At 65.7% G+C, this 25,669-nt stretch carries 23 protein-coding genes; 12 read left to right on the forward strand and 11 right to left on the reverse strand.

The annotated features are described in order from the left end of the window. A partial coding sequence (locus CC207_RS18405) for an alpha-2-macroglobulin (protein WP_256582118.1) occupies positions 1 to 3,344 on the forward strand: 3,344 nt, incomplete at its 5' end. Positions 3,345 to 3,455: 111 nt separating this feature from the next. On the opposite strand, the gene CC207_RS18410 is transcribed toward CC207_RS18405, so the two are convergent. Next, positions 3,456 to 3,749, reverse strand: coding sequence for a hypothetical protein (locus CC207_RS18410; RefSeq protein WP_028691188.1), 294 nt, complete (start codon positions 3,747 to 3,749; stop codon positions 3,456 to 3,458). A gap of 68 nt (positions 3,750 to 3,817) precedes the next feature. Here CC207_RS18410 and pbpC point away from each other — a divergent pair, with 68 nt between their 5' ends. Beyond that, positions 3,818 to 6,166 carry a peptidoglycan glycosyltransferase PbpC gene (gene pbpC / locus CC207_RS18415; protein ID WP_088852572.1) on the forward strand — a complete coding sequence of 783 codons (2,349 nt, stop codon included), beginning with the start codon at positions 3,818 to 3,820 and terminating at the stop codon, positions 6,164 to 6,166. A 40-nt stretch (positions 6,167 to 6,206) separates the two neighbouring features. On the opposite strand, the gene CC207_RS18420 is transcribed toward pbpC, so the two are convergent. The 4 genes from CC207_RS18420 to CC207_RS18435 form a co-directional block, all read right to left on the reverse strand. Next, positions 6,207 to 6,704 carry a GreA/GreB family elongation factor gene (locus CC207_RS18420; RefSeq protein WP_028691186.1) on the reverse strand — a complete coding sequence of 166 codons (498 nt, stop codon included), beginning with the start codon at positions 6,702 to 6,704 and terminating at the stop codon, positions 6,207 to 6,209. A 69-nt stretch (positions 6,705 to 6,773) separates the two neighbouring features. Continuing rightward, entirely contained in the window at positions 6,774 to 7,130 is a 357-nt protein-coding gene (locus CC207_RS18425) for a hypothetical protein (RefSeq protein WP_028691185.1), read from the reverse strand. A 112-nt stretch (positions 7,131 to 7,242) separates the two neighbouring features. After that, on the reverse strand, positions 7,243 to 9,096 hold the full coding sequence (locus tag CC207_RS18430) for a DUF4105 domain-containing protein (RefSeq protein WP_088852538.1): 1,854 nt from the start codon (positions 9,094 to 9,096) through the stop codon (positions 7,243 to 7,245). A gap of 78 nt (positions 9,097 to 9,174) precedes the next feature. Further along, positions 9,175 to 9,663 (reverse strand): DUF3015 domain-containing protein, encoded by a 489-nt coding sequence (locus tag CC207_RS18435; RefSeq protein ID WP_028691183.1) that lies wholly within the window; start codon positions 9,661 to 9,663, stop codon positions 9,175 to 9,177. Between the two features lie 254 nt (positions 9,664 to 9,917). Here CC207_RS18435 and CC207_RS18440 point away from each other — a divergent pair, with 254 nt between their 5' ends. From CC207_RS18440 to CC207_RS18460, 5 genes are all read left to right on the forward strand, one after another. Further along, positions 9,918 to 12,356 carry a Lon protease family protein gene (locus tag CC207_RS18440; RefSeq protein WP_028691182.1) on the forward strand — a complete coding sequence of 813 codons (2,439 nt, stop codon included), beginning with the start codon at positions 9,918 to 9,920 and terminating at the stop codon, positions 12,354 to 12,356. A gap of 163 nt (positions 12,357 to 12,519) precedes the next feature. Further along, positions 12,520 to 12,858 carry a hypothetical protein gene (locus CC207_RS18445; RefSeq protein ID WP_023631147.1) on the forward strand — a complete coding sequence of 113 codons (339 nt, stop codon included), beginning with the start codon at positions 12,520 to 12,522 and terminating at the stop codon, positions 12,856 to 12,858. 243 nt (positions 12,859 to 13,101) lie between these two features. Then, positions 13,102 to 13,590 (forward strand): TIGR00645 family protein, encoded by a 489-nt coding sequence (locus CC207_RS18450; protein WP_023631146.1) that lies wholly within the window; start codon positions 13,102 to 13,104, stop codon positions 13,588 to 13,590. Between the two features lie 165 nt (positions 13,591 to 13,755). Beyond that, positions 13,756 to 14,061: a DUF6482 family protein gene (locus CC207_RS18455; RefSeq protein ID WP_028691181.1), complete on the forward strand. Its 306-nt coding sequence runs from the start codon at positions 13,756 to 13,758 to the stop codon at positions 14,059 to 14,061. An 85-nt stretch (positions 14,062 to 14,146) separates the two neighbouring features. Then, complete coding sequence (locus tag CC207_RS18460; RefSeq protein WP_028691180.1) at positions 14,147 to 14,764, forward strand: FKBP-type peptidyl-prolyl cis-trans isomerase; 618 nt, start codon at positions 14,147 to 14,149, stop codon at positions 14,762 to 14,764. A gap of 76 nt (positions 14,765 to 14,840) precedes the next feature. On the opposite strand, the gene CC207_RS18465 is transcribed toward CC207_RS18460, so the two are convergent. From CC207_RS18465 to CC207_RS18475, 3 genes are all read right to left on the reverse strand, one after another. Continuing rightward, positions 14,841 to 15,086, reverse strand: a complete 246-nt coding sequence (locus tag CC207_RS18465) for a hypothetical protein (RefSeq protein WP_028691179.1) — start codon at positions 15,084 to 15,086, stop codon at positions 14,841 to 14,843. A 151-nt stretch (positions 15,087 to 15,237) separates the two neighbouring features. Next, complete coding sequence (locus CC207_RS18470; RefSeq protein ID WP_028691178.1) at positions 15,238 to 15,579, reverse strand: zinc ribbon domain-containing protein YjdM; 342 nt, start codon at positions 15,577 to 15,579, stop codon at positions 15,238 to 15,240. A gap of 155 nt (positions 15,580 to 15,734) precedes the next feature. Beyond that, a complete protein-coding gene (locus CC207_RS18475; RefSeq protein ID WP_028691177.1) occupies positions 15,735 to 16,703 on the reverse strand; it encodes a polyprenyl synthetase family protein in 969 nt (322 codons plus the stop codon). A gap of 245 nt (positions 16,704 to 16,948) precedes the next feature. Here CC207_RS18475 and rplU point away from each other — a divergent pair, with 245 nt between their 5' ends. The 5 genes from rplU to CC207_RS18500 all read left to right on the forward strand — a co-directional run bounded on the left by rplU (position 16,949) and on the right by CC207_RS18500 (position 20,646). Next, entirely contained in the window at positions 16,949 to 17,263 is a 315-nt protein-coding gene (gene rplU / locus CC207_RS18480) for a 50S ribosomal protein L21 (protein WP_003247466.1), read from the forward strand. Between the two features lie 37 nt (positions 17,264 to 17,300). Beyond that, the gene (gene rpmA, locus CC207_RS18485; protein ID WP_003247464.1) at positions 17,301 to 17,558 is read left to right on the forward strand and encodes a 50S ribosomal protein L27; all 258 of its coding nucleotides are present in this window, start codon (positions 17,301 to 17,303) and stop codon (positions 17,556 to 17,558) included. Positions 17,559 to 17,746: 188 nt separating this feature from the next. Then, positions 17,747 to 18,970 (forward strand): Obg family GTPase CgtA, encoded by a 1,224-nt coding sequence (gene cgtA, locus CC207_RS18490; RefSeq protein WP_028691176.1) that lies wholly within the window; start codon positions 17,747 to 17,749, stop codon positions 18,968 to 18,970. An 87-nt stretch (positions 18,971 to 19,057) separates the two neighbouring features. Beyond that, positions 19,058 to 20,176, forward strand: a complete 1,119-nt coding sequence (gene proB, locus CC207_RS18495; protein ID WP_028691175.1) for a glutamate 5-kinase — start codon at positions 19,058 to 19,060, stop codon at positions 20,174 to 20,176. 23 nt (positions 20,177 to 20,199) lie between these two features. Then, the gene (locus tag CC207_RS18500) at positions 20,200 to 20,646 is read left to right on the forward strand and encodes a CreA family protein (protein ID WP_139121132.1); all 447 of its coding nucleotides are present in this window, start codon (positions 20,200 to 20,202) and stop codon (positions 20,644 to 20,646) included. Between the two features lie 75 nt (positions 20,647 to 20,721). Here the strand turns inward: CC207_RS18500 and mksF are convergent, their stop codons facing one another. Genes mksF through mksB form a run of 3 tightly spaced genes read right to left on the reverse strand, consistent with a single transcriptional unit; the run spans position 20,722 to position 25,536 of the window. Further along, positions 20,722 to 23,553: an Mks condensin complex protein MksF gene (mksF, locus tag CC207_RS18505; protein WP_028691173.1), complete on the reverse strand. Its 2,832-nt coding sequence runs from the start codon at positions 23,551 to 23,553 to the stop codon at positions 20,722 to 20,724. Beyond that, positions 23,550 to 24,257, reverse strand: a complete 708-nt coding sequence (gene mksE / locus CC207_RS18510) for an Mks condensin complex protein MksE (RefSeq protein WP_011532174.1) — start codon at positions 24,255 to 24,257, stop codon at positions 23,550 to 23,552. The genes mksF and mksE overlap by 4 nt, the downstream gene beginning before the upstream one ends. Beyond that, positions 24,247 to 25,536 carry an Mks condensin complex protein MksB gene (gene mksB / locus CC207_RS18515; protein WP_028691172.1) on the reverse strand — a complete coding sequence of 430 codons (1,290 nt, stop codon included), beginning with the start codon at positions 25,534 to 25,536 and terminating at the stop codon, positions 24,247 to 24,249. Before mksB ends, mksE begins: the two co-directional genes overlap by 11 nt. Between the last annotated feature and the right edge of the window lie 133 nt (positions 25,537 to 25,669).

Genomic DNA, 25,669 nt, shown 5'->3' on the forward strand with positions numbered 1-25,669 from the left:
AGGCTTACGTGCGCCCGCTGCGCGAAGCGGTGAAGGCGCTGCCGGGCTACCAGTTCGGCGCGGTCACCGAGACCGACCTGAACCAGGACCTGGAGCTGGACGAAGTCACCCTCGACCAGAACGGCAAGGCCCGCATCGATATAGAAAGCCGCTGGGCCGAAGCCCGCTCGCCACTGCAACTGACTGTGCAGGCCAGCCTGCAGGAGTCCGGCGGCCGACCGATCACCCGGCGCCTGGAGCAGCCGATCTGGCCCGCCGACCGCCTGCCGGGCCTGCGCGGCCTGTTCGACGGCGAAGAGACCGACGGTGACGGCCCGGTGGAATTCGAGTTCCTGGTGGCCGACCGCGAAGGCAAGAAGCTGGCCGCTGACAACCTGAAGGTGCGCCTGATCCGCGAGCGCCGCGACTACTACTGGAACTACTCGCAGAGCGACGGCTGGAGCTACAACTACAACGAGAAATTCCTCACCCAGGCCGAGGAGACCGTCAGCGTGAAGGCCGGCTCCACCGCCAAGCTGAATTTCCAGGTGGAGTGGGGCCCGTACCGCGTCGAGGTGGAAGATCCGCAGACCGGCCTGGTCTCCAGCGCGCGCTTCTGGGCCGGCTACCGTGCCCAGGACAACGCCGAAGGCGGCGCGGTGCGCCCCGACCAGGTCAAGATCGCCCTGGACAAGCCGGCCTACAAGGACGGCGGTACCGCCAAGGTCACCGTCACCCCGCCGGCCGCCGGCAGCGGCTACCTGATGATCGAATCCGCCGACGGCCCGCTGTGGTGGCAGGAAATCGACGTGCCCGCCGAGGGCAAGACCTTCGACGTCGAGCTGGACAAGAAGTGGGCGCGCCACGACCTGTACATCAGCGCCCTGGTGATCCGCCCGGGCGAGCGCAAGGCCAATGCCACGCCGAAACGCGCCGTGGGTGTGCTGCACCTGCCGCTGGACCGCGCCGAGCGCAAGCTGGCCGTGTCGCTGCAGGCGCCGGAGAAAATGCGACCCAAGCAACCGCTGACCGTGAAGTTCAAGGCGGTCAACGCCGACGGCAGCGTGCCGAAGCAGGTGCATGTGCTGCTGTCAGCCGTGGATGTGGGCATCCTCAATATCACCGACTTCAAGACCCCCGACCCGTTCGCCAGCCTGTTCGGCCGCAAGGCCTATGGCGCCGACCAGCTGGACATCTACGGCCAGCTGATCGAGGCCGGCCAGGGCCGCCTGGCCAGTCTCGCCTTCGGTGGTGACGCCGCCATGGCCAAGGGCGGCAAGCGGCCGAACACCACAGTGACCATCGTTGCCCAGCAAAGCTTGCCAGTGACCCTCGACGAGAAAGGCGAAGGCCAGGCCACCGTCGATATCCCCGACTTCAACGGTGAACTGCGCTTGATGGCCCAGGCCTGGACCGAGGAACACTTCGGCATGGCCGAAGGCAAGACCGTGGTCGCCGCGCCGCTGATCGCCGAGCTGTCCGCGCCGCGTTTCCTCGCCGGTGGTGACCGCACCCGGCTGGCGCTGGACCTGGCCAACCTGTCCGGCCGCGACCAGCAACTGAGCGTGCAACTGATCGCCGAAGGCCAGCTGAGCCTGGTCGGTGGTGCCCAGCAGAATTTCACCCTGGCCGAAGGCCAGCGCACCACCCTGATGATCCCAGTGCAGGCCCAGGGCGGCCTGGGGCAGGGCAAGGTGCGGGTGCAGGTCAATGGCCTGCAGCTGCCGGGCGAGCCGGCCAACACCTTCGAGCGCGAGTGGACCCTCGGTGTGCGCCCGGCCTACCCGGCGATGCTCAAGCACTACCGCGTGGCCCTCAAGGACCAGCCCTGGAGCCTGCCGGAGAGCGACCTGGCCGAGTTCGAACCGGCGGGCCTCGAGGCCAGCCTTGCACTGTCGAGCCGCCCGCCCCTGAACCTGGCCGAACAGATCCGCGCCCTGGAAGCCTACCCTTATGGCTGCCTGGAGCAGACCACCAGTGGCTTGTACCCGTCGCTGTACGCCGATGCCGACAGCCTCAAGCGCCTGGGTATCAAGGGCGAGCCGGCCGATGTGCGCAAGCGCAAGATCGAGATGGGCATCGAGCACCTGCTGGGCATGCAGCGCTACAACGGCAGCTTCGGCCTATGGAGCTCGGACAGCGAGGAGGAGTACTGGCTGACCGCCTACGTCACCGACTTCCTGCTGCGCGCCCGTGAGCAAGGCTACGGCGTACCCGCCGAGGTGTTGAAGAAGGCCAGCGAGCGCCTGCTGCGGTATGTGCAGGAGCGCAACCTGATCGAAGTCGACTACAGCCAGAACGCCGACCACACCCGGTTCGCCGTGCAGGCCTACGCTGGCCTGGTGCTGGCGCGTAGCCAACAGGCGCCGCTGGGCGCCCTGCGCAGCCTGTTTGAACGCCGCGCCGACGCCCGCTCCGGCCTGCCGCTGGTGCAGCTGGCGGTGGCGCTGGACAAGATGGGCGACAAGCAGCGTTCGCAGCAGGCATTGCAGGCAGGCCTGGCCGTGACTCGCAGCAAAGGCTGGATGGCCGACTACGGCAGTGCCCTGCGTGACCAGGCGCTGATCCTCGCCCTGTTGCAGGAGAACAACCTCGCCGGCAACCAGGTCGACCAGCGTCTGTTCGGCCTGTCCGACGAGCTGGCCGCCAATCGCTGGCTGTCCACCCAGGAGCGCAACGCGCTGTTCCTCGCCGGCCGTGGCCTGTTGGGCAAGCCGGAAGGCAACTGGAAAGCTCGCCTGGACAGCGCCGGTGAAGTGCGCGAGTTCGACAACAACGACTCGGGCATGAAACTCGAAGGCCCGCTGCTGGCCTCGCCGCTGACCGTGCAGAACCAGGGCGGCGACACCCTGTACCAGCAGCTGACTCTGTCCGGCTACCCGCGCCAGGCCCCGGCCGCCAGCGGCAACGGCATGGAGATCCGCCGCGAGTACCTGGGCATGAACGGCCAGGCGCTGGATGTACGCAACCTGCGCAGCGGTGACCTGGTGCTGGTGCACCTGGCGCTCAAGGCGCAGGATCAGGTGCCGGATGCCCTGGTGGTCGACCTGCTGCCGGCGGGCCTGGAGCTGGAGAACCAGAACCTGGCGCAGAGCGCCGCCAGCCTGGACAACGCCAGCAGCGCGGTGAAGCAGTGGCGCGAGTCGATGCAGAATGCCAGCGTGGTGCACCAGGAGTACCGTGACGACCGCTACGTGGCTGCGCTCAAGCTCGACAGCTACGGCACCACCCACCTGCTGTACCTGGCACGTGCCGTGACCCCGGGCAGCTACCGCATCCCGCCGCCGCAGGTGGAGTCGATGTACCGGCCGAACCTGCAGGCGATCGGCGACAGCCAGGGTGAAATGGTGGTACGCGCCCGCTAGGCAACGCAGGAAGCGACTCGTGGGAGCGGGCTTGCCCCGCGATAGCGTCAGGTCAGGCAGCAATGCCGACCGTACGGACGCCATCGCGGGGCAAGCCCGCTCCCACGAGGTTCAGTGAACGACCCAACTCAACACCCACAACCCCAGCAATGCCCAGATGATCCCGAGGATGATCGACGCCCGCATGAACGCGCGTATCGCCGAGTACAGCAGCATCAGGCCGACGATCAGCGCCAGGATGCTGACCAGCGAGGTGTCCATGCCCAGCGTGCGCGCCAGGCCATCGATGAAATTGCCGCCGGCGTTGGCCAGCAGGTTGAACAACCCGCTCAGGCCGTCGACGATGAAACGGATCACCGAACCCAGTACCTGGCCCAGCCACTCGAAAAAACCTTCTACATGCATAGTCGCTTCCTGATCAACGAATCGGCGATTCCCAGCCTTTGGCCATCACCTGGCCCGGTCGGTTCCCGATGCCAAGCTTAGCGCGCCCAGGTCTGCTCAAGCTGCTGCGGCGTGTCGCCGCCTCCGTGCTGGCGGTCATGGTCCTGCTGTGGCTGGCCGACCGCATCTGGCCGTTGCCCATGCCGGGCGACGACCTGGCGCGGGTGGTGCTGGCCGAGGACGGCACGCCGCTGTGGCGCTTCGCCGATGCTGACGGCGTGTGGCGCTACCCGGTCAGCCCGGACGAAGTCTCGCCGCTGTACCTTGAAGCCTTGCTCGCCTACGAGGACCGCTGGTTCTACCACCACCCTGGGGTCAACCCCATGGCCCTGGCCCGGGCGGCCTGGCTCAACCTGCGCGGCGGGCGGGTAGTGTCCGGCGGCAGCACCCTGTCGATGCAGGTGGCGCGCCTGCTCGATCCGCACGACCGCACCCTGGCCGGCAAGCTGCGCCAGTTGTGGCGCACGGCGCAGCTGGAGTGGCACCTGTCCAAGGCCGAGATCCTGCAGCTCTATCTCAATCGGGCGCCGTTCGGCGGTACCTTGCAGGGCGTGGCCGCGGCCAGCTGGGCCTACCTGGGCAAGTCGCCGAAACACCTGACCCCGGCCGAGGCCGCGCTGCTCGCCGTGCTGCCCCAGGCGCCGAGCCGCCTGCGTCCGGACCGTCATCCCGAGCGTGCCCAGCGCGCCCGGGACAAGGTGCTACAACGCCTGGCCGAGTACCAGGTGTGGCCGGCCCAACGCATTGATGAGGCCCGCGAAGAGCCGCTGCTGCTGGCGCCGCGCCAGGAACCGGCACTGGCGCCCTTGCTGGCCCGGCGGCTGAACACGCCGGACAGCCCGCCGCTGATCCGCACCACTATCGACGCCGCCCTGCAACGACGCCTCGAAGACCTGCTGATGGGCTGGCGCGCGCGCCTGCCCGAGCGCACCTCGGCGGCGCTGCTGGTGGTGGAAACCCAGAGCATGGCGGTGCGCGCCTATCTCGGTTCCATCGACCTGAGCGACGAGCGTCGCTTCGGCCATGTGGACATGATCCACGCCCTGCGCTCGCCCGGCTCGACCCTCAAGCCATTCCTCTATGCCATGGCCATGGACGACGGCCTGATCCATTCCGAATCGTTGCTGCAGGATGTGCCCCGGCGCTATGGCGACTACCGCCCCGGCAACTTCTCCATGGGCTTCAGCGGCCCGGTGTCGGCCAGCTCGGCGCTGGCGCTGTCGCTCAACCTGCCGGCGGTGCAACTGCTCGAGGCCTACGGGCCGAAACGTTTCGCCGCGCAGATGCGCATGGGCGGCATGCCGCTGGTGCTGCCACCGCTGGCCGAGCCGAACCTGTCGTTGATTCTGGGTGGCGCGGGCAGCCGGCTGGAGGATCTGGTCGGTGGCTACGCCGCGCTCGGCCGTGGCGGCAACAGCGCGAAGATTCGCCTGCAGCCCCAGGACCCGCTGGTGGAGCGCCGCCTGTTGTCGCCGGGCTCGGCCTGGATCACCCGGCGTATCCTCAGCGGCCTGGCCCGGCCGGACCGCGACCCTCATGCCGAACTGGTGCAGCGTCCGCAACTGGCCTGGAAGACTGGCACCAGCTACGGCTTTCGCGATGCCTGGTCGGTGGGGGTCGGTCCGCGCTACTTGATCGGCGTATGGATCGGCCGTCCCGATGGCACCCCGGTGCCGGGCCAGTTCGGCCTGGCCTCGGCGGCGCCGCTGATGCTGCAGGTGCACGACCTGCTGAGCAATCGCGACAGCCAGCGCGGCATCGAGGTGCCGGTCGAGCCTGTGCCCGCCTCGGTAGGCGTGGCGGCCATCTGTTGGCCCCTGGGCCAGCCGATGAACCGCCAGGACACCAACTGCCGCCGCCAGCGCTTTGCCTGGACCCTGGACGGCACCACCCCGCCGACCTTGCTGGCGGCCGACCAGCCCCTGGGTCTGGGATTGCGCGAGACGGTGTGGCTCAACGACCAGGGACTGCGCGTCGATGCCGCTTGCCCCGGGGCCAAGGCCCACGACGTCGCCTTGTGGCCGGCCCCGCTGGAACCCTGGCTGCCAAGGGCCGAGCGCCGCGCCGCGCGGTTGCCCGCGGTGGACCCGGCCTGCCCGCCACAGCAGGTGGCCAGCGCGCCGCCGCTGTCGATCGTCGGCGTGCGCGCCGGCGACAACCTGCGCCGCCCGGCCACCAGTCACGAGCCGTTGCAACTGCGGGTATCGGCCCTGGGCGGCGCGGGGCGGCGCTGGTGGTTCCTTAATGGTCAGCCGCTGGGCGAAACCCAGGGGCAGGACAGCTTGCCGGTGCGTTTCGAACAGGCGGGCAGCATCGAGTTGAGTGCGTTGGATGAAAGTGGCGAGACGGCGCGGGTGGCGTTTCAGATCAGCGAGTAATCCTGCTGGGGCGAAAGGGCCGCAACGCCAATCGAGGGTTTCAGACCTCCCCCAGAATGGCCACCACCTCGATCATCTGATCCCCCGCCGGCCTGCGCCACAGCACCTCATCCCCAGGTCCGGCGCCCAGCAGCGCCCGTCCCAGCGGCGAGCCCCAGTTGACCAGCCCGTGTACCGCGTCGGCCTGGTCCTCGCCCACCAGTTGCACCTGATGCTCCTGGTTGTCCTCATCGACAAACCGCACTCGGCTGCCGATCTGAACTTTTTCGGTGGACGTGGCGGTCGGTACCACCTGCGCACTCTGCACGCGGGCGCTGAAGTAGCGCAGGTCGCGCTCGGTATCGGCCAGCCGCTGCCGGTCGGCGCGCTCGCCCTGGGCCTGCAGTTCGCTGCGCAGCGCCGTGAGCATGGCCAGCCGCTGCTGCAACTGGGCGAGGCCGGTGGCAGTGACGTAGTTGGGCTGGTCGCTGACCCGTCGCTCCACCGGCTGGCTGGCCTGGGCGGCGGCCTGGTCTTCGTTGACGAATGCTCGGCTCATGGGCGGCCTCCTTTGTGCTGGAGACCATGGTGGCAGGTCGCGGGTTTCAATGATTGTCCGATTGCGACGTCATTTGCGGCGATAGGCGCGGGCGGCGCCCTGGTCCTTTTCCTGCTGCCAGTCGCGGTCGCGCTCGTCCCAGTAGCGCTCGCGGTACTCGCGCAGGTCTTCGTTGGACTGCATCGCGTGGCACTGGCGAAAGCCATCGTCCCAGCCGCTTTCGTACTGGCGGTTGTGCAGGTAGCGCGGGACATCCTTGCGAAAGTCGCCGGCCATCAGCCCGGCGGCTTGGCGACCGCTGCTGCAGCCGTCCTGGAAGCCGTCGGCGTAGGCGGGGGGATAGCCCTGGTTGACCATCTGTTCGTGGGTGGTTTCACAACCGGCCAGCAGCAATACGACACACACGCCCAACCAATAACGCGACATATCCACAAGACCTTTAGCGTAATGGTGGAAAGTCTAGGTGGTGAATTGTCGGCGCGATGTCAAAACGCTGTCGAAGGATCGCGACGCGCTCCCACGAGGAAGGCCACATTGATCAGTATTGGTACCACTTCAGCTCCAGCATCACCTCGTTCTGCGCCGTGGCCAGATGGCTGAACTGCCGGGAGGCGCTCAACCGCAGCCCAAGGTCCCGGCTGATCTCCCACTGCTGGTTCAGGCTGATACTGCGTCGCACCTCGCCATTGATGAAGTAATCGCCCTTGGCCTCTAGGGTCAGGTTGCCCAGCGGATTGCGCCACAGCAGCCCGCCATTGAACCCGGCTGCCGGCGAGATGAATTCAGCGAAGTCGTTGTGGTGTTCCACCCGCACCGTGCCCAGGGCAAAGCCCAACAGGTCGTCTCCCAGTTGCCAGGTACCGCCGGCGCCGCCGTTGACATGGCTGACCAGCACCTCGTCGTCGTGCTTGCCCGGCACCCGCTCCAGGCCCCCGGCAACCTGCCACGACCAGGGCTTGAGCAACTCATTGCGCGGGGTCAGTGAGCGGATGGTGGCCAGGTCCAGGCGCTGCACCTGCCAGTCGTTGCCCTCGTACTGGCGCAGTTTGAGCTGAAGGATCTCGATCTGCGCGCCCAGCGGGAAGCCGTACAGGTTGTCGTTGAGGTCGTGATAGGCCATGCGCAGGCCGTACTCGGCGTAAGCGCGGTCCTCGCGGGTCCCGACGCCCAGTTGCCAGGTGCGCGACTGATGGCCGTCCTCGGGCAGGCCTGGGCGCTCAATCACCAGCGGTGGCGGCGGGTTGCGGTTGATCGCCCTGAGCAGCTCGAAACTGCGCGCGGCCTGGGCCGGGTCGCGTTCCTGGCCGTTGGCCCGGTAGCGCTCCAGGCGATAGGCGGCATCCTGCACCAGCGCCTGGCGTTCGCGGGGCAGGGCGGTGAAGTCGGGGCTCTGCAACTGAGCGGTATCGGCGCTGATGGCCAGCACCTGCTGTTTTTCCTCATGGTCCAGCGGCTCGGCGCGGGCCAGCAGTTCGCGCTCGCGGGAGGGACGGTAGCGCACATCGGAGACCAACCCCGATTGCTTGACCGCCTTGACCGTGTCGGTGGGAATGGCGGTCAGCGGGAACTGCGAGGTCAGGTCCAGGCTCGGGCGCGCCACCTGCAGCAGTTCCAGCAGGCGGTAGGAGCAGTTCTCGTCGAAGAAGAAGTAGTCGAACTTGATCTGCTTGAGCTCCCACACGTGCTCGACCATGCGTCCGGTCTCCTCGGGCGTCAGGTCCAACTGGTATTCCCAAAGGTCGCGGTTTTCCAGGCTGCGGTACTCGGACAGCTTCTCCTGGTAGGGCATCATCGCGAACAGCCCGGGATAACCGCCCATCAGGCCTTTCCAGGCGTAGAGGATGCTGTTGTCGCTGCCTTCGATATAGGCGCCGAAGTTGATCGCGTAGCTCAGCAGCGTGGTGTCGTCGCGACGGGTGTTGGACTGGTCGATACGCAGCAGCGTGTGGCCGAACATCGACGACGGGCTGTTGAGATAGGCCGCCGGGAAGATCAGCGTCGCGCTGTGCGGGTCGATGGATGTGTACCAGGTCTTGAACTCCTGGCAGTCCGGGCTCGGCAGGTCACTGAGGTTCAGCTGTTCGCGCAGCCAGCGGGTACGCGCGGGGAACACGCATTGGGCATGCTTGTCGCCCAGGCTGGCTGGGGCGTACAGGGCGGCGACGGTGGCCTGCAGCTCCTGGTCGGGATGGTGGGCGCCATCCTCGGCGAGGAAAAAGCGTTTGTCGTCCACATAGCTGCGCCAGCCGCCGAGCTTGGCGGTTTCGTAGTGCCCGAGGGCGATCCAGTAGGGCGTGGCCGCCAACTGCTGGACGCGGGCCGGGTCGAGCTGTGGCGCGGCATGAATCGGTGCGCTGACGAGCAGCGCCAGGGGAGCGAGGCGTTTGAACATGTCGGGCAACTACATCCTGATGATGCCGGAAGGTGAAGCGCCAAGCCCGCCCCGCTGCCGGGGCGGGAGGCGTGGTACTTAAGCCTCGGTGGCGTACTTGGCCAGTTGCGGGTCGCTCTTGAGCACGGCCAGGGTGTTGGAGTGGACAGTTTCGGCAGTCACGTCGGCGCTGCTGAAGATCTGCTGGAAGTGCTCGTGGGTGACGGCGGCGAAGCGCGCGCGGTCTTCAGGGGCCACACCGAGGACCACGGCATAGGTGGTCAGGGCCTCGCCCTGGCCCTGGGCCATGTCTTCGGAGAGCTCGTTCATCATGCCGTTCATGGCAAACCAGGATTTGCCGCCATAGGTGAGCGCGGCCTTGGTCGAGCAGCCGTTGGTGCCCGAGGTCATGCCGAAGGTTGCGTTGCCGGACGTGCCGTTGGTGGTGGAGGCCAGGAAGTGGGCCGGTGTGCCGCGCTGGCCCTCGAACAGCAAGTTGCCCCAGCCGCAGTTCGGGCCGCCCGGCGCTTCGGCCATGGCGTTGATCGAGACAGCGGCGAACAGAGTACCCAGAAGAATCCGTTTCATAGCGTTGTTCTCTTTCTCAAGTGACGTACCAATGGTCAGGGTTCTGGCAACGCGGTTGCCAGGGCGGGAGGATTTCCATCCCCCTGCGCAGCTTGGAGTTTAGGCACGATCCAAAGGTTGCGTTGTTTATTGCGAAAAATTGCTTGCGTGATCGGTCATGTTGGGCTGTGACATAAAGTCCCACGGAGCCTTGCCGCTGCGCGCTGGCAGCGCCAGAATGCCTTTCATCCGCCCCGCCGAAGTAAGGAAACCCAATGCCCGATCCTGTCGCCTCGCGCCTGCGTCTCGCGCCCGAAGCCCTGACCCGGCGTTTCTCCGCTGAACAGTTCGCTTTCTCCAACACCGACGACCTGGAGCCGTTTCGTGGCGTCCTGGGCCAGGAGCGTGCCGTCGAGGCCCTGCAGTTCGGCGTGGCCATGCCGCGCCCCGGTTACAACGTGTATGTGATGGGCGAGCCCGGCACGGGCCGCTTCTCGTTCGTCAAGCGTTACCTTAAGGCCGAAGGCAAGCGCCAGCACACCCCGGCCGACTGGCTGTACGTCAACAACTTCGAGGACTCCCGCGAGCCGCGCGCCCTCGAGCTGCCGTCCGGCAGCGCCCATGAGTTCATCAACGACATGAACGGGCTGATCGACAACCTGCTGGCTACCTTCCCGGCAGTGTTCGAACACCCGTCGTACCAGCAGAAGAAGAGCGCCATCGACCGCGCCTTCAACCAGCGCTACGACCGGGCGCTGGACGTGATCGAGCGGGCTTCGCTGGAAAAGGACGTGGCGCTGTACCGCGACAGCAGCAACGTCGCCTTCACCCCCATGGCCGACGGCAAGGCGCTGGACGAGGCCGAGTTTGCCCAACTGCCGGAGGAGGTGCGCGAGCGCTTCCATGAAGACATCGCCGCGCTCGAGGACCGCCTGAACGAGGAGCTGTCCAGCCTGCCGCAGTGGAAGCGCGAGTCGAGCAACCAGTTGCGCCAGCTCAATGAAGAGACCATCACCCTCGCCCTGCAGCCGCTGCTGGCGCCGCTGTCGGAGAAATACGCGGAAAACGCCGCGGTGTGCGCCTACTTGCAATCGATGCAGTTGAACCTGCTGCGCACCGTGGTCGAACAGCTGGTCGACGACAGCAAGACCGACGCCGTGGCGCGCAAGATGCTCGAAGAGCAGTACGCGCCCAACCTGGTGGTTGGCCATCCCGGCAAGGGCGGGGCGCCGGTGGTGTTCGAGCCGCATCCGACCTACGACAACCTGTTCGGCCGCATCGAATACAGCACCGACCAGGGCGCGCTGTACACCTCCTACCGCCAGCTGCGCGCGGGCGCGCTGCACCGCGCCAACGGCGGTTTCCTGATCCTGGAAGCGGAGAAGATGCTCGGCGAGCCGTTCGTCTGGGACGCCCTCAAGCGCGCGCTGCAATCGCGCAAGCTGAAGATGGAGTCGCCGCTGGGCGAACTGGGCCGCGTCGCCACCGTCAGCCTGACGCCGCAGGTGATCCCGCTCAGCGTCAAGCTGGTGATCATCGGCTCGCGCCAGCTGTACTACGCGCTGCAGGACCACGACCCGGACTTCCAGGAGATGTTCCGGGTGCTGGTGGACTTCGACGAAGACATGCCGATGGTCGACGAGAACCTGGAGCAGTTTGCCCAACTGTTGCGCACCCGCACCAACGAAGAGGGCATGGCGCCGCTGACCAGCGACGCGGTGGCGCGCCTGGCCACCTACAGTGCGCGCCTGGCCGAGAACCAGTCGCGGCTGTCGGCGCGGATCGGCGACCTGTTCCAGCTGGTCAGCGAGGCGGACTTCATCCGCCAGCTGGCCAACGAGGCCATGACCGACGCCGGCCATATCGAGCGGGCGCTCAAGGCCAAGGCCCAGCGCACCGGGCGGGTCTCGCAGCGGGTGCTCGACGACATGCTCGCCGGGATCATCCTGATCGATACCGAAGGCGCGGCAATCGGCAAGTGCAACGGCCTGACCGTGCTCGAGGTCGGTGATTCGGCGTTCGGCATGCCAGCGCGGATTTCCGCCACGGTCTATCCGGGCGGCAGCGGCATCGTCGACATCGAGCGCGAGGTCAACCTCGGGCAGCCGATCCACTCCAAGGGGGTGATGATCCTCACCGGCTACCTGGGCAGCCGCTATGCCCAGGAGTTCCCCCTGGCGATTTCGGCGAGCATCGCCCTGGAGCAGTCCTACGGCTACGTCGACGGCGACAGCGCCTCGCTGGGCGAGGCCTGCACGTTGATCTCGGCGCTGTCGCGCACCCCGCTCAAGCAGTGCTTCGCCATCACCGGCTCGATCAACCAGTTCGGCGAGGTGCAGGCGGTCGGCGGGGTCAACGAGAAGATCGAAGGCTTCTTCCGCCTCTGCGAGGCCCGTGGCCTGACCGGCGAGCAGGGCGTGATCATCCCGCGGGCCAACGTCGCCACGTTGATGCTCGACGAGCGGGTAGTGCAGGCGGTCGAGGCCGGGCGCTTCCATGTCTACGCCGTCAGCCAGGCCGACGAGGCGCTGAGCCTGCTGGTCGGCGAGGAAGCCGGCGCGGTCGACGACAAGGGCGAGTTTGCCGAGGGCAGCGTCAACGCCCGGGTAGTCGAGCGCCTGCGGGTGATCGCCGAGATGATCAGCGAGGAAGAGATCAAGGAGGCCGAGAAGGAGCGTATGGAGGAGGTCATCGCCCAGGCCAAGCCTGCCTGAGTCAAGAAACCGGCGCTGGCGGCCATGTGCTACCGTTCAGCGCCGGTTTTCCAACTTTTTACTCAGGTCGGCTAAAGTGGAACTTAAGGACGTTGTCAGGGTTCAGGATGGAAACAGCCTGAGGGTTTCAGGCTGAACAGGGCTTTACAGAGGGGACGCCGCCATGCGCAACCTCAGCCTCACCCGCCAGTGCCTGGGCCTGGTGACCCGCATCGAATGCAGCATCCGTCCGCTGGCCGGGGACAACGGCATGTGGACCTTGCTGTTCGCCGCCGGCATGGCCGGTGAACAACCCTCGGCGATCAAGGCCCAGGGCCCGTTCCACGGGCCGATGGTGGCCGAGTCGGTGATGAACGCCATCGTCGACAGCCTCACCCTTCATGGCTATCAGGTCGCGGAAGACCCGCAGATCTGGTGCCTGCACCTGCAGGCGCAGTTGCGCCGGATCAACGGTGAGCGGTGCCGCAATCTTGGGGACTATCAGTTCCATCCGGAAACCTGAGCGTTTTTCCTGTGGAACCAGGTTCCCGTGGGAGCGGGCTTGCCCCGCGATAAAGGCCCGGCCTGGCCATTGTGACAGGGCGGCTGGCGCCATCGCGGGGCAAGCCCGCTCCCACGAAGTCGCCTCCACAAAGTCTGCTCGCACGATGCACTGCGGCAACCAGCCGCAGGCTTTTGCTGTCACAGGTGGCTGGCTATACTCGCGATCGCTTTTCCAGTCACTTCACGAGTCCCCCTACTGTCCATGGAACGTATCCTCGAAAACGCGATGTATGCCTCGCGCTGGCTGCTCGCCCCAATCTACTTCGGCCTCTCGCTGGGCCTGCTGGCACTGGCCCTGAAGTTCTTCCAGGAAATCATCCATGTCCTGCCCAACGTCTTCACCCTCGCCGAGGCCGACCTGATCCTGGTGATCCTGTCGCTGATCGACATGTCGCTGGTCGGCGGCCTGCTGGTGATGGTGATGATCTCCGGCTACGAGAACTTCGTCTCGCAACTGGATATCGACGAGAGCAAGGAAAAGCTCAACTGGCTGGGCAAGATGGATTCCTCGTCGCTGAAGATGAAGGTCGCCGCGTCCATCGTCGCCATCTCCTCGATTCACTTGCTGCGGGTGTTCATGGATGCGCAGAACATCTCCACCGACTACCTGATGTGGTACGTGATCATCCACATGACCTTCGTCATCTCGGCATTCGTCATGGGTTACCTGGATCGCATTACCAAACACTGATTCGTTTGGGCGCTATCGCGGGGCAAGCCCGCTCCCACGCAGGCCTTAAGGTTGCGTGGGAGCGGGCTTGCCCCGCGATCTTTCTGACCAGCGGCAGCTTGTGCTTTCGTTGTTGCCGTACAAAAAATGAGCACTCATGCGTGGTTCCCGCAGCGAGGTGCGCCCATGAACCTGCATCAGCTCAATACCGAGGCCAGGGCTGGCCATGTCGACGAACTCAACCTGATCGCCATCGAAGGCGGTGATTACCTGCTCGAGGCCCGGGTCAAGGGCCGTGCCCATCCGCTGGACGATACGCGTGGCAAGCGCTTGCGCGTGCACTCGGTCGAGGACGCCCGCTTGCTCCTGCAATCGATTCCCCTGTTGTCGATGAACCTGGTGCATTGGTCCGTGCAGGATGAGATGTGTGGCCTGGGCCTGCACCCGGAAGAAGACCTCAAGGTCCCGATTTCCCAGCGTTCGGCCTGGTAGCTGCTTCGCGCGGCACCAGTGTGCTAGGCTGCTCGCCCTTTTCATTAGGGCGCGGATGCAGTGCGCCCTTAAGCGGAGCAAGCCAATGTCCGAACTCAACCTGTCCACCGACGAATCCCGCGTCAGCTACGGCATCGGCCGCCAGCTGGGCGGCCAGCTGCGTGACAACCCGCCACCAGGCGTCAACCTGAACGCCATCGTTGCCGGCCTGACCGACGCCTTCAACGGCGCCGACAGCCGCGTCAGCGAACAAGACCTGTCGGCCGCTTTCAAGGTCATCCGCGAAGTGATGCAGGCCGAAGCCGCTGCCAAGGCCGAAGCCGCCGCTGCCGCCGGCAAGGAATTCCTGGCTGAAAACGCCAAGCGTGAAGGCATCGTGACCCTGGCCTCGGGCCTGCAGTACGAAGTGCTGACCGCAGGTGAGGGCGCCAAGCCGTCCCGCGAAGACAACGTGCGCACCCACTACCACGGCACCCTGATCGACGGCACCGTGTTCGACAGCTCCTACGATCGCGGCCAGCCGGCCGAATTCCCGGTCGGTGGCGTGATCGCCGGCTGGACCGAGGCCCTGCAACTGATGAACGCCGGCAGCAAATGGCGCCTGTACGTGCCGAGCGAGCTGGCCTATGGCGCCCAGGGCGTCGGCAGCATCCCGCCGCACAGCACCCTGGTGTTCGACGTCGAGCTGCTCGACGTTCTGTAATGCCTGATCGCGGGGCAAGCCCGCTCCCACTGGTGCTCTGCTACCTCGTGGGAGCGGGCTTGACCCGCGATGCCTTTCAGTTCCAATCCGTTCCCCCCGGGCGCAACGCCCGCGCATAGCAGAACAGAAACAGATTTCTTACCAGCTCCTTGAGCACCCCGGGTTCACTCGAATTCAGCCCCGTGAGGTCCAGGTCACCCTGGTCACGCAGTTCGTCGAGCGCGTCTTCCTCGAGCACGGCGCACACTTCGCCGGTCTCGCGATGCAGGATGCGCAGGTAGGGATGGGGGCGGTCGAGCCAGGCGTCGATCAGATAGGTCATGGCTATTCTCCTTGGATAGCGTTTCCAATGAGAATAATTCTTATTATCAAAATAGCAAGTGACTATTGGAAGAATTCTTCCGAATGGTGCAGGCGATCCTGTTGCAGGATCTGTCAGGGCCGCCCGTTGGGCAGCCCCGAGGGGCAGGCGATCAGACCTTGCGCACGAACTCGGACTTGAGCTTCATCGCGCCGATGCCGTCGATCTTGCAGTCGATGTCGTGGTCGCCGTCGCACAGGCGGATGTTCTTGACCTTGGTGCCGACCTTGACCACCAGGGACGACCCCTTGACCTTGAGGTCCTTGATCACGGTGACAGTGTCGCCGTCCTGCAGGACGTTGCCGACCGAATCCTTCTTCACCACGTCGTCGCTGGCGGCTTCGGCTTCGCCGCTGGCCGACCACTCGTGGGCGCATTCGGGGCAGATCAGTTGAGTGCCATCCTCATAGGTGTATTCGGAGTTGCATTGGGGGCAGGGTGGCAGAGTGCTCACGGCGTTTCCTTTCAAGTACAGGCGAGTAAAGGCGCACATTGTATAGGGTTTAGTGATTTCCTGCACAAACGCATCGCGGGGCAAACCCGCTCCCACGCCATGATGTGTGCTGGCGTGGGAGCGGGCTTGCCCCGCGATGAGGGTGTTGCGATGAATCAGTGGGTGCGCGCGACCGCGAACTCGCTCAACTCGACCAGGGCATCCCGGTACTCGCTGGCCGGCAGCACTTCCAGGCAGGCGATGGCGCGGGCGACGTAGTCGCGGGCCATCTGCGCGGTGTAGTCCAGGGCACCGGACGCCTCGACGGCGATGCGGATCTGCTCCAGGTCTTCCAGGCCGCCTTTCTGGATCGCCTGGCGCACCAGCGCAGCCTGCTCTTGGGTGCCTTCGCGCATGGTGTAGATCAGCGGCAGGGTCGGCTTGCCTTCGGCCAGGTCGTCACCGACGTTCTTGCCCAGGGTCTCGGAGTCGCCCTTGTAGTCCAGCAGGTCGTCGACCAGCTGGAAAGCCACGCCCAAGTGGTCGCCAAAGGTGCGCAGGGCTTCGCGCTGCTCGTCGGTGGCGCCGGCCAGCGCGGCGGCGCTGTGGGTCGAGGCCTCGAACAGCATCGCGGTCTTGCCGCGGATGACGTCCATGTACACCTCTTCGGTGGTGCTGGCGTCGCGCACGCGCGACAGCTGCAGCACTTCACCCTCGGCGATCACCCGGGTGGCCTTGGAGAGGATCTGCATGACCGGCATCGAGCCCAGCTCGACCATCATCTCGAACGAACGCGAATAGAGGAAGTCGCCCACCAGCACGCTCGGCGCGTTGCCCCACAGGGCGTTGGCGGTGGAGCGGCCACGGCGCATGCCGGACATGTCGACCACGTCGTCGTGCAGCAGGGTGGCGGTGTGCAGGAACTCGATGGTCGCCGCCAGCAGACGCAGGTCGTCGCCTTCGCGGCCCAGGGCCTTGCCGCACAGCAGCACCAGCAGGGGACGCAGGCGCTTGCCGCCGGCGGACGTGATATAGTCACCGATCTTCGATACCAGCGGGACGCGCGAGGTCAGCTGCTTCTTGATGATCTCGTCGACGGCGCTGAAATCGTCAGCTACCGCGCGGTAGAAGGATTGGGGTTGCATCGGCTGCTCCATTGAGGTTGCGCGGCATGCTAGGTCGCAGGTACCGGTGTGTCAAGGCGCGCTGCCCGTGGCCCCGGGCCGGCACTTGCAAGCATTTATAGGGTTGCGTACAATCGCGCACCCTAACTTTCCTGGGCAGCACCTGCCTTACGCAATTGCACCGGGCCGTTCCAGCCCTGTGCAGCCATGCCAGCCAATACTCATCATATAAAGCGCTGGGTGAGCAGGATTATCGGAGAAATACCATGTCTTACGCAGTAATCGTTACCGGCGGCAAGCAGTACAAAGTCGCTGAAGGTGAATTCCTCAAGATCGAAAAACTGGAAGTCGCCACTGGCGAATCCGTGACCTTCGATCGCGTTCTGCTGGTCGCCAACGGTGAAGAAGTCACCATCGGCGCTCCAGTTGTTGCTGGCGCTAAAGTAGTGGCCGAAGTCGTTTCGCAAGGCCGCCACGACAAGGTTCGCATCATCAAGTTCCGTCGTCGTAAGCACCACATGAAGCGCATGGGCCACCGCCAGTGGTTCACCGAAATCAAAATCACCGGTATCCAGGCTTAATCGCCCCGATCCCCTGAATTTATTGGAGAATTGAACCATGGCTCACAAGAAGGCTGGTGGTAGTACTCGTAACGGTCGCGACTCAGAATCTAAACGCCTTGGCGTGAAGATGTATGGCGGCCAGGTGATCAAGCCGGGCAACATCATCGTCCGTCAGCGCGGCACCGAATTCCACGCTGGCTACGGCGTTGGCATGGGCAAGGATCACACCCTGTTCGCCAAGATCGAAGGCGTGATCAAGTTCGAGAAGAAAGGCGAGTTCATGCGCCGTTACGTGAGCATCGTCGCCGCTTAATCGCGACGTCGCTCCAGAAGCCCCGTCATGCGACGGGGCTTTTTCGTTTGTGGTGAGCCTCTTGCAAAGCTGTTTGAATGGGCTGCCGGCGTTGGTTTCTGGTTCGTACGGGGCCGCCGCGCTCATCTTCGCAAGAGCCTCATGGTTTTCTGGTTTTCGACTCGTCATCCGACGAGAGGCGGTTTTGAATGAAGTTTGTAGACGAAGTATCGATCCGGGTTAAGGCCGGTGACGGCGGCAACGGTTGCATGAGCTTCCGCCGCGAGAAATTCATCGAGAACGGCGGTCCCAACGGCGGTGACGGTGGCGATGGCGGCTCGGTGTACATGGTGGCCGACGAGAACCTCAATACCCTCGTCGACTACCGCTACACCCGTCACCACGAAGCCCAGCGCGGCTCCAACGGCGGCAGCACAGACTGCACCGGCAAGAAGGGTGACGACCTGTTCCTGCGCGTGCCGGTGGGCACCACCGTGATCGACGCAGCCACCCAGGAAGTCATCGGTGACCTGGTCACCCCGGGCCAGAAGCTGATGGTCGCCCAGGGCGGCTGGCACGGCCTGGGCAACACCCGCTTCAAGTCCAGCACCAACCGTGCGCCGCGCCAGACTACCCCGGGCAAGCCCGGTGATCAGCGCGACCTGAAGATGGAAATGAAGGTCCTGGCCGACGTCGGCCTACTGGGCCTGCCGAACGCCGGCAAGAGCACCTTCATCCGTTCGGTCTCGGCCGCCAAGCCGAAAGTCGCCGACTACCCGTTCACCACCCTGGTGCCGAACCTGGGCGTGGTCAGCGTTGACCGCTGGAAGAGCTTCGTCATCGCCGACATCCCCGGCCTGATCGAAGGCGCCTCCGAAGGCGCCGGCCTGGGTATCCGCTTCCTCAAGCACCTGGCGCGTACCCGCGTGCTGCTGCACCTGGTCGACCTGGCGCCGCTGGACGGCAGCAGCCCGGCCGATGCCGCCGAGATCATCATCAACGAGCTGGCGCAGTTCAGCCCTGCACTGGTTGACCGTGAGCGCTGGCTGGTGCTGAACAAGGCCGACATGATCATGGACGACGAGCGTGACGAGCGCGTCAAGGAAGTGGTCGAGCGCCTGAACTGGGAGGGGCCGGTCTATGTGATCTCGGCCATCGCCAAGCAGGGCACCGAGAAGCTCAGCCACGACCTGATGCGCTACCTCGAGGACCGCGCCGACCGCCTGGCCAACGACCCGGCCTACGCCGAGGAACTGGCCGAGCTCGACCAGCGCATTGAGGACGAGGCCCGCGCCCAGCTGCAGGCCCTGGACGATGCCCGCACCCTGCGCCGCACCGGTGTCAAGAGCGTGCACGACATCGGCGACGATGACGACTGGGATGATTTCGAGGACGACGAAGACGGCCCGGAAATCATTTACGTGCGCGACTGATCGGTTGCAGTACACTAAACGCCGCTCTCTGGAGCGGCGTTTTTGTATCCACGGTATCTACAGATTCGACATAGGTTGGAAGAGAAGATGCGAAGCAAGGTGACTGGCGCCAGGCGCTGGGTCGTGAAGATCGGTAGCGCGCTGCTGACCGCCGATGGCAAGGGCCTCGACCGCGGCGCCATGGCGGTATGGGTCGAGCAGATGGTGGCCCTGCGCGAAGCGGGCGTGGAACTGGTGCTGGTCTCCTCCGGAGCCGTGGCCGCCGGCATGAGCCAGCTGGGCTGGACCTCGCGACCGAGCGCGATGAACGAGCTGCAGGCCGCCGCCTCGATCGGCCAGATGCGCCTGGTGCAGGCCTGGGAGTCGAGCTTCGGCGAGCACGGCAAGCACACCGCGCAGATCTTGCTGACCCACGACGACCTCTCCGACCGCAAGCGTTACCTCAACGCCCGCAGCACCCTGCGCACCCTGGTCGACTTGGGCGTGGTGCCGGTGATCAACGAGAACGACACCGTGGTCACCGACGAGATCCGCTTCGGCGACAACGACACCCTGGCCGCGCTGGTGGCCAACCTGGTGGAAGCCGACCTGCTGGTGATCCTCACCGACCGCGACGGCATGTTCGACGCCGACCCGCGCAACAACCCCGAAGCCCAGCTGATCTACGAAGCCCGTGCCGACGACCCCTCGCTGGATGCCGTGGCCGGCGGCACCGGCGGCGCCCTGGGCCGCGGCGGCATGCAGACCAAGCTGCGCGCCGCGCGCCTGGCCGCCCGTTCCGGTGCCCATACCATCATCATCGGTGGCCGTATCGAGCGCGTGCTGGATCGCCTCAAGGCCGGCGAGCGCCTGGGCACCCTGCTGTCGCCCGAGCGCGGCATGCTCGCCGCGCGCAAGCAGTGGCTGGCCGGCCATCTGCAGACCCGTGGCACCCTGGTGCTCGACGACGGCGCCGTGAAGGCCTTGCGCGAATCGAACAAGAGCCTGCTGCCGGTGGGCGTGAAGACCGTGCAGGGCAGCTTCCGTCGCGGCGAGATGGTGGTCTGCGTCGGCCCCGACGGCCTGGAAGTGGCCCGTGGCCTGGCCAACTACAGCGCCCTGGAGGCGCAGAAGATCATCGGCCAGCCGTCCGACGCCATCGAGAGCCTGCTGGGCTACAGCGCCGAGCCTGAGCTGGTGCACCGCGACAACCTGGTCCTGGTCTGAAGGAGATCACCGTGCTGAAAAGGATGTTTGCCGTGGCGGCGCTGCTGCTGCCGATGCTGGCCGGGGCCGAGGAGATCGGCCAGGTGTCCACCGTGTTCAAGTTCGTCGGGCCCAACGACCGTATCGTGGTCGAGGCGTTCGATGATCCGAAGGTCGACGGCGTGACCTGCTACCTGTCGCGGGCCAAGACTGGGGGTATCAAGGGGGGCTTGGGGTTGGCCGAGGACCGTGCCGAGGCATCGATCGCCTGCCGTCAGGTCGGGCCGATCCACTTCAAGGGTGACTTGAAGGATGGCGAGGAAGTGTTCAAGGAGCGCACCTCGCTGGTGTTCAAGACCATGCAGGTGGTGCGTTTTCTCGACAAGAAGCGCAATACGCTGGTGTACCTGGTGTATAGCGATCGCCTGATCGAAGGCAGCCCGCAAAATGCGGTGACGGCGATTCCGATCGTGCCTTGGGCACAGCAATAACCCGATAGATAGCAGGGAGGCCTTCGGCCTCCTTTCGCGACACAAGGGCCGCAACGCGGCCCCAGTGCACAGATGTCAGGCCAATTCCTCGGCCTCATCCTCACGCACGATCGCCTTCACCTCGTCGCGACGGCTGATGTACTTCCAGTCCGCTTCGTCGATGTAGATGCCATTCGGCCCGCTGCCGCCTTCCAGGTCGATCGCCACCCGTGCCGACACCTGCGGCTTCACGCTCGCCAGGATCGGCACGAAGCCCAGCTGCTGGCTGGTCTCCAGCAATGCTGCCTGGTTGCGTTCGTCGATGTCCGCCGCCTCGTCGAGGTAGTACGGCAGGCGAATGCGCCCGGCCAGGTCGCGGTCCATCAGGTGCAGCAACAGGTACATGTTGGTCAGCGCCTTGATGGTCATGGTGGTGCCGTTGGACGCGGCGCCGTCGATGTCGGCGTGGATCACCGGCTGGCTGTTGATCTTGGTGATCTCGAAGGCCAGTTCGAACAGGTCCTTCAGACCCAGCTGGTTGTGGTTGGCCGCCACCAGCCGCGCCAGGTACTCCTTGGCCTCTTCGTTCTTGTGATCCTGTTCGGCGCTTTGCGTCAGGTCGAACACCGACAGCGTTTCGCCTTCTTCGTACTGGCCGGCGCTGTGGATGATCTGGTCGATGTGCCGGAGCGCTTCCTTGTTCGGTGCCAGCACCACGCGGAAGCTCTCCAGGTTGGACACCTGGCGCTTGTTGATCTCGCGGTTGAACAGCGCCAGCTGGTGCTCGAGGCTGTCGTAGTCGCTGCGGATGTTGCGCAGGGTCCGGGCGATGTCGGTGACCGCGGCGCGGCGGGCCTTGGCCAGGGTCAGCGCTTCCTCGGTGCGGTGCGAGTAGGCGTTGATCAACAGCTGCAGGCGGCGCTCCATGTCGTCCTCGCTGTCGAACTTGGCCACGCCTTTGAGGCGCACCTGGGCGTACAGCGCCTCGATCTGGTTGTCCACGCGCTGCAGCGCCTGCCAGCTGTCCTGGTAGTCGTTGAGCAGCGGCAGCAGGTTGTCCATGGAGTCGTCGATGGCTTCCATGAACGGCGTGCCGAACGGCAGGTCGGCCGGCAGCAGTTGGCGGCGGCGCAGGGCGTCTTCGAGGGTGCGCTGCTTGGCTTCGAGGTCGGCGATCTGCCGACCCACCAGCTGCAGCTTGGCCGACAGCTGCTGGACGCGCTCGGTGAAGGCGTCGCTGGAGCGCTTGAGCTCATCCTGGGCGGCTTCCAGCTGGCCCAGTTGCTCCATCTTCTCCGGCTCTTCGGCGGCCAGGGTCTCGGTACGGCGGAAGTCTTCCAGGGCCTTCTGCGCATCCAGCACCTGCTGGTACAGGGCCTCGGTCTGCGCCTTGCTGGCGGCGCGGTCGAGGGCCACGGCCTGCTGGGTCTTGAGCTGCTTGAGTTCTTTTTCCAGGCGCTCCTTCTGGTCGCGCAGGGCGGCGCGGTCGGCCAGGGCCTGCAGCGCGGGTGGGTCGATGTGCGAGATGTCGATGGACAGGCCCGGCACTTCGAAGCGTTCGCCCTTGAAGCGGTCGAGCACGCCTTCGAGGGTCTTCACCCACACATCGCTGTCGTCCAGCTCGATGCCACGGTCGCCCAGCGGCAGGCTGAACAGCGCGCCGTTGAACAGGCGCATCAGGCGGTCGACGTCCTGCTGCGAGAACTCTTCGCGCAGGCGGGCATAGCTGTTGTTGTCGGCGTGGTCGAGTTGCTGCTTGACCGCCTTGACGCGTTTTTCCAGGTCGCGCACGCGCTCGTCGAGGTCTTCGGCGGAGAACTGACGCGACTGGGCCAGGGCACCGGCCAGTTCGTCGTGGGCGTCCTTGGCGGCCAGCAGCTGCTGTTCCAGCACCTTGACGTCGGTGACCAGGGCGAAGCGGTGCTTGAGCACCGACAGCTCACCCAGCCAGCGCTGGATACCGGTGATCTCCCGTTCCAGGCGCATCAGCTCCTGGGTGCCGCCGCGCTGGTCGTTCTGCAGGCGGTCCTGTTCGCCACGGTAGTGCTCGGCCTGGATGGTCAGCTCTTCCTTGCGCGCCATGGCGTATTCCTGCCAGGTGCCCAGCAGGTTGTCGAGCAAGGGCGAGATGCGGTGCAGCTTGCCGCGCAGGATGTCGCGCTGGGCCACGCCGCCGGCCAGGGCCTCGACCAGCGGGCCTGCGGCCACCAGGGCGTTGTAGTCGCCCTCCATGCGGCGCACGTCGCGGAAGGCCTCTTCGCAGGCGGCGATGTAGTCGACGCTGCCCGAGCGCAGGCTGTGCTCGAAGGCATCGAGGAACAGCTGCTTGAGCTTGGCGGCGGTGATCTCGCGCATGTGCAGCAGGTTGATGAACAGTGCGCGGAAGGTCTTAAGGCTCTGCTCGCTGGTCGAGCGCAGCGGGATCAGGGTCAGGTCCAGCGGCACCGAGGTGTGGCCGCCGACCAGCAGCCGGCGCAGTTCATCCGGCTTGAGCTCGTAGGCTTTCAGGCCATGGCGCTCGAGGTTGGTGAACAGCTCTTTCTGGCGCAGGCAGGTGTCGTCTTTCTGGTAGTGGGCCAGGTCCAGCTCGCCCTGGTAGGCGAAGAACTGGTGGCCGAAGCCGCCGCCCGGGCCGCGGCCAACCACGCCGATCACATGCGGGCCGTGGGGCAGGTTCAGCTCGGTGAGGATGTAGCTGGTGTCGCTGGCGAAGTAGAAGCGGCGCGACTGTTCCAGGCTGTACTTGCCGAAGCTCATGTCGGACATGCGCGCCAGGATCGGGAACTGCAGGGCGTTGATCGACGCCGATTTACCCAGGTTGTTGGCGCCATAGACCGACAGCGGGTGTTCCAGGGGGAACAGGCCGAGACTGTAGCCGGCGGTGTTGAGCAGTGCGAAGCGGCGGATGCCGTAGCGTTCCTGGCTCATGCGTCAATCTCCTGTTGCTCTTCGCGGATCGCCCGGGCCAGGGCGTCCTCTTCGCTTTCCTCGCCATCGAACGGGGTGAGGTCGAGCGGGTCGTCGGTGCGGTTGAGTTCCTCGGGGGTTTCTTCCACCACCAGCACGGGCACCGGCAGCGGCAGGTCGCTGTGCAGGGTGGCGGCCAGGTCGCGGTCCTGCTGGACCGACAGGCACACGTCGAGGAAACGGTGCATCGGCGGCATGAAGCGGTAGATGCCGCCCTCTTCGAAGGCGAAGCCCAATTGGGTCATGCGGCGCATGATCTTTTCTTCGAGCTCGTCGACGGTCTGCACTTCGGCTTGCAGGAACAGGTCGCGGTATTTGTCGAGCAGCGACGGCAGTTCGTCGCGGCCGATGCTGCCACCGTCGAGCACGGCCATCGGGTCGCGGCCCTGGTCGGCCAGGTGCTCGACCAGGATGAAGGTGAACAGCGACAGGCGCTGGGCGGTCTTGTTGACCTGCGCGGCGGCCTGCTCGGGGACGAAGTAGTAGAAGCCGCGGGTGTCGCAGACCAGTTCGAAGCCCAGGGCCTTGAACAGGGTGCGGTACTGGTCCTGGAAGTTCGACAGCTGGGCGTACAGCTCCGGATCGCGTCGGCTGATGTGGAAGCCCTTGAACAGCTCGCGGAAGATCGGCGCGAGCTGGGACAGTTCGGAAAGATCAAGATGCATGGACGGGGCTCGCGGTGGATTCGGTCGGGGTCGCCGGCTTGTTGTCGCGGTTGGAGGTCAGGGCGAAGGAGCGCAGGCTGACCAGGTGTTCGCGGGTAAGGTATTGCTGGCGATCGAGGCGCTCGCGGCTGAAGCGCTTCTCGCGCGACAGGCGCGAGAACCAGTACAGCAACTCGTCGGTGGCGCCCTCGGGTTCCTGCTCCAGCAGCCAGACCATCAGGTCCGGCAGCGGCAGGGCGTCCTCGCAGCGTTCGAGCATCTCTTTGACCGTGCGCGGGGCACGGGGCAGCGGGCCCTTTTGCGTCTTGTGCGCCTTGGGGAAGCGCGCAGGCTTGGGCTCGAAGCGGGCCAGGGCGTAGACGTACGCCTCGACCTGGCTGGCGCTGCCGAGGAAGGTGCTCTGCGGACGGGTGAACAGCGGCATGGCGGCCTGCGGCACGGCGTCGATACCCTTCTTGCGGATCACCGACAAGGCCAGGGCAGCGCCACGGGTCACGGCATTGTGCCGGCGCGCTTCTTCACGCAGCGGCAGCAGCAGTTCGCGGGCGTGACGCAGGGTCAGCTGGGCGCTGGTCTGCATTTCGAGAATGCGCGCATGGGTGCGCAGCAGCATGTCGTCGTCGACCAGGTGGCCGAGGCGCGCCTGCTCGCCCAAAAGGCGCAGCAGCACGGTCTCGACCTTGCGCACGCCCTGCTCGAAGGCGCCGTCGGCATTGACCAGCTGGATCATCGGCTCGACGTACTCGTCCCAGGTCGCCAGTACTTCGGCGTAGCGCTGGCGCAGGGGGATCTGCCGGTTGCTGGTCTTGGCCCGCTCGGCCACGGCCACCAGCGCCTGCTCGTCGTTGTCGAGCTTCTTCAGCACGTCGCGCACGCGCATGTCGAGCAGGCGCAACTGGCGCGCCAGGTCGTCGCTGTCGCGGTTGTCGAAGGCGTCCTGGATATGCCCGGCCAGGCGTTCCAGGTGGCGCAGGTAGGCCTCGATCTCCAGGCACAGGCCCAGCCGGTGTTCGCGGCGCAGGTAGGCGAGGAAGTCGTGGATCTGCGCGTTGAGCTCGAATCGGTTCGGGCTCTTGGCCACCGGGACCAGGATGTCCAGGCGGATCCACACGTCGAGCAGCTGGGTGATGTCCTGCGGGGTGCTTTCCACCTGCTGGCGGGCCAGCTGCTGGCGCAGCTCGACCAGGCTCAGGGTGCCCTGGTCGAAGCGCTCGCACAGCGGCTCGATCAGGGCCCAGTGTTCGGCTAGGGCGCGCAGGACGCGCTTGGGTTCGATCATTGGCGGGTCGACTCGTTGCCAAATAAAAGGGGCGATTGTACTGCATCCAAGGGGGAGGATTTCACCCCTTGGTCTGTTATGGGGATAACCCTGATGCTCAAAGGGGGATTCACCCCGTCGGAGCGGGCTTGGC

Source organism: Pseudomonas sp. DrBHI1, assembly GCF_002205115.1.
GTDB lineage: Bacteria > Pseudomonadota > Gammaproteobacteria > Pseudomonadales > Pseudomonadaceae > Aquipseudomonas > Aquipseudomonas mosselii.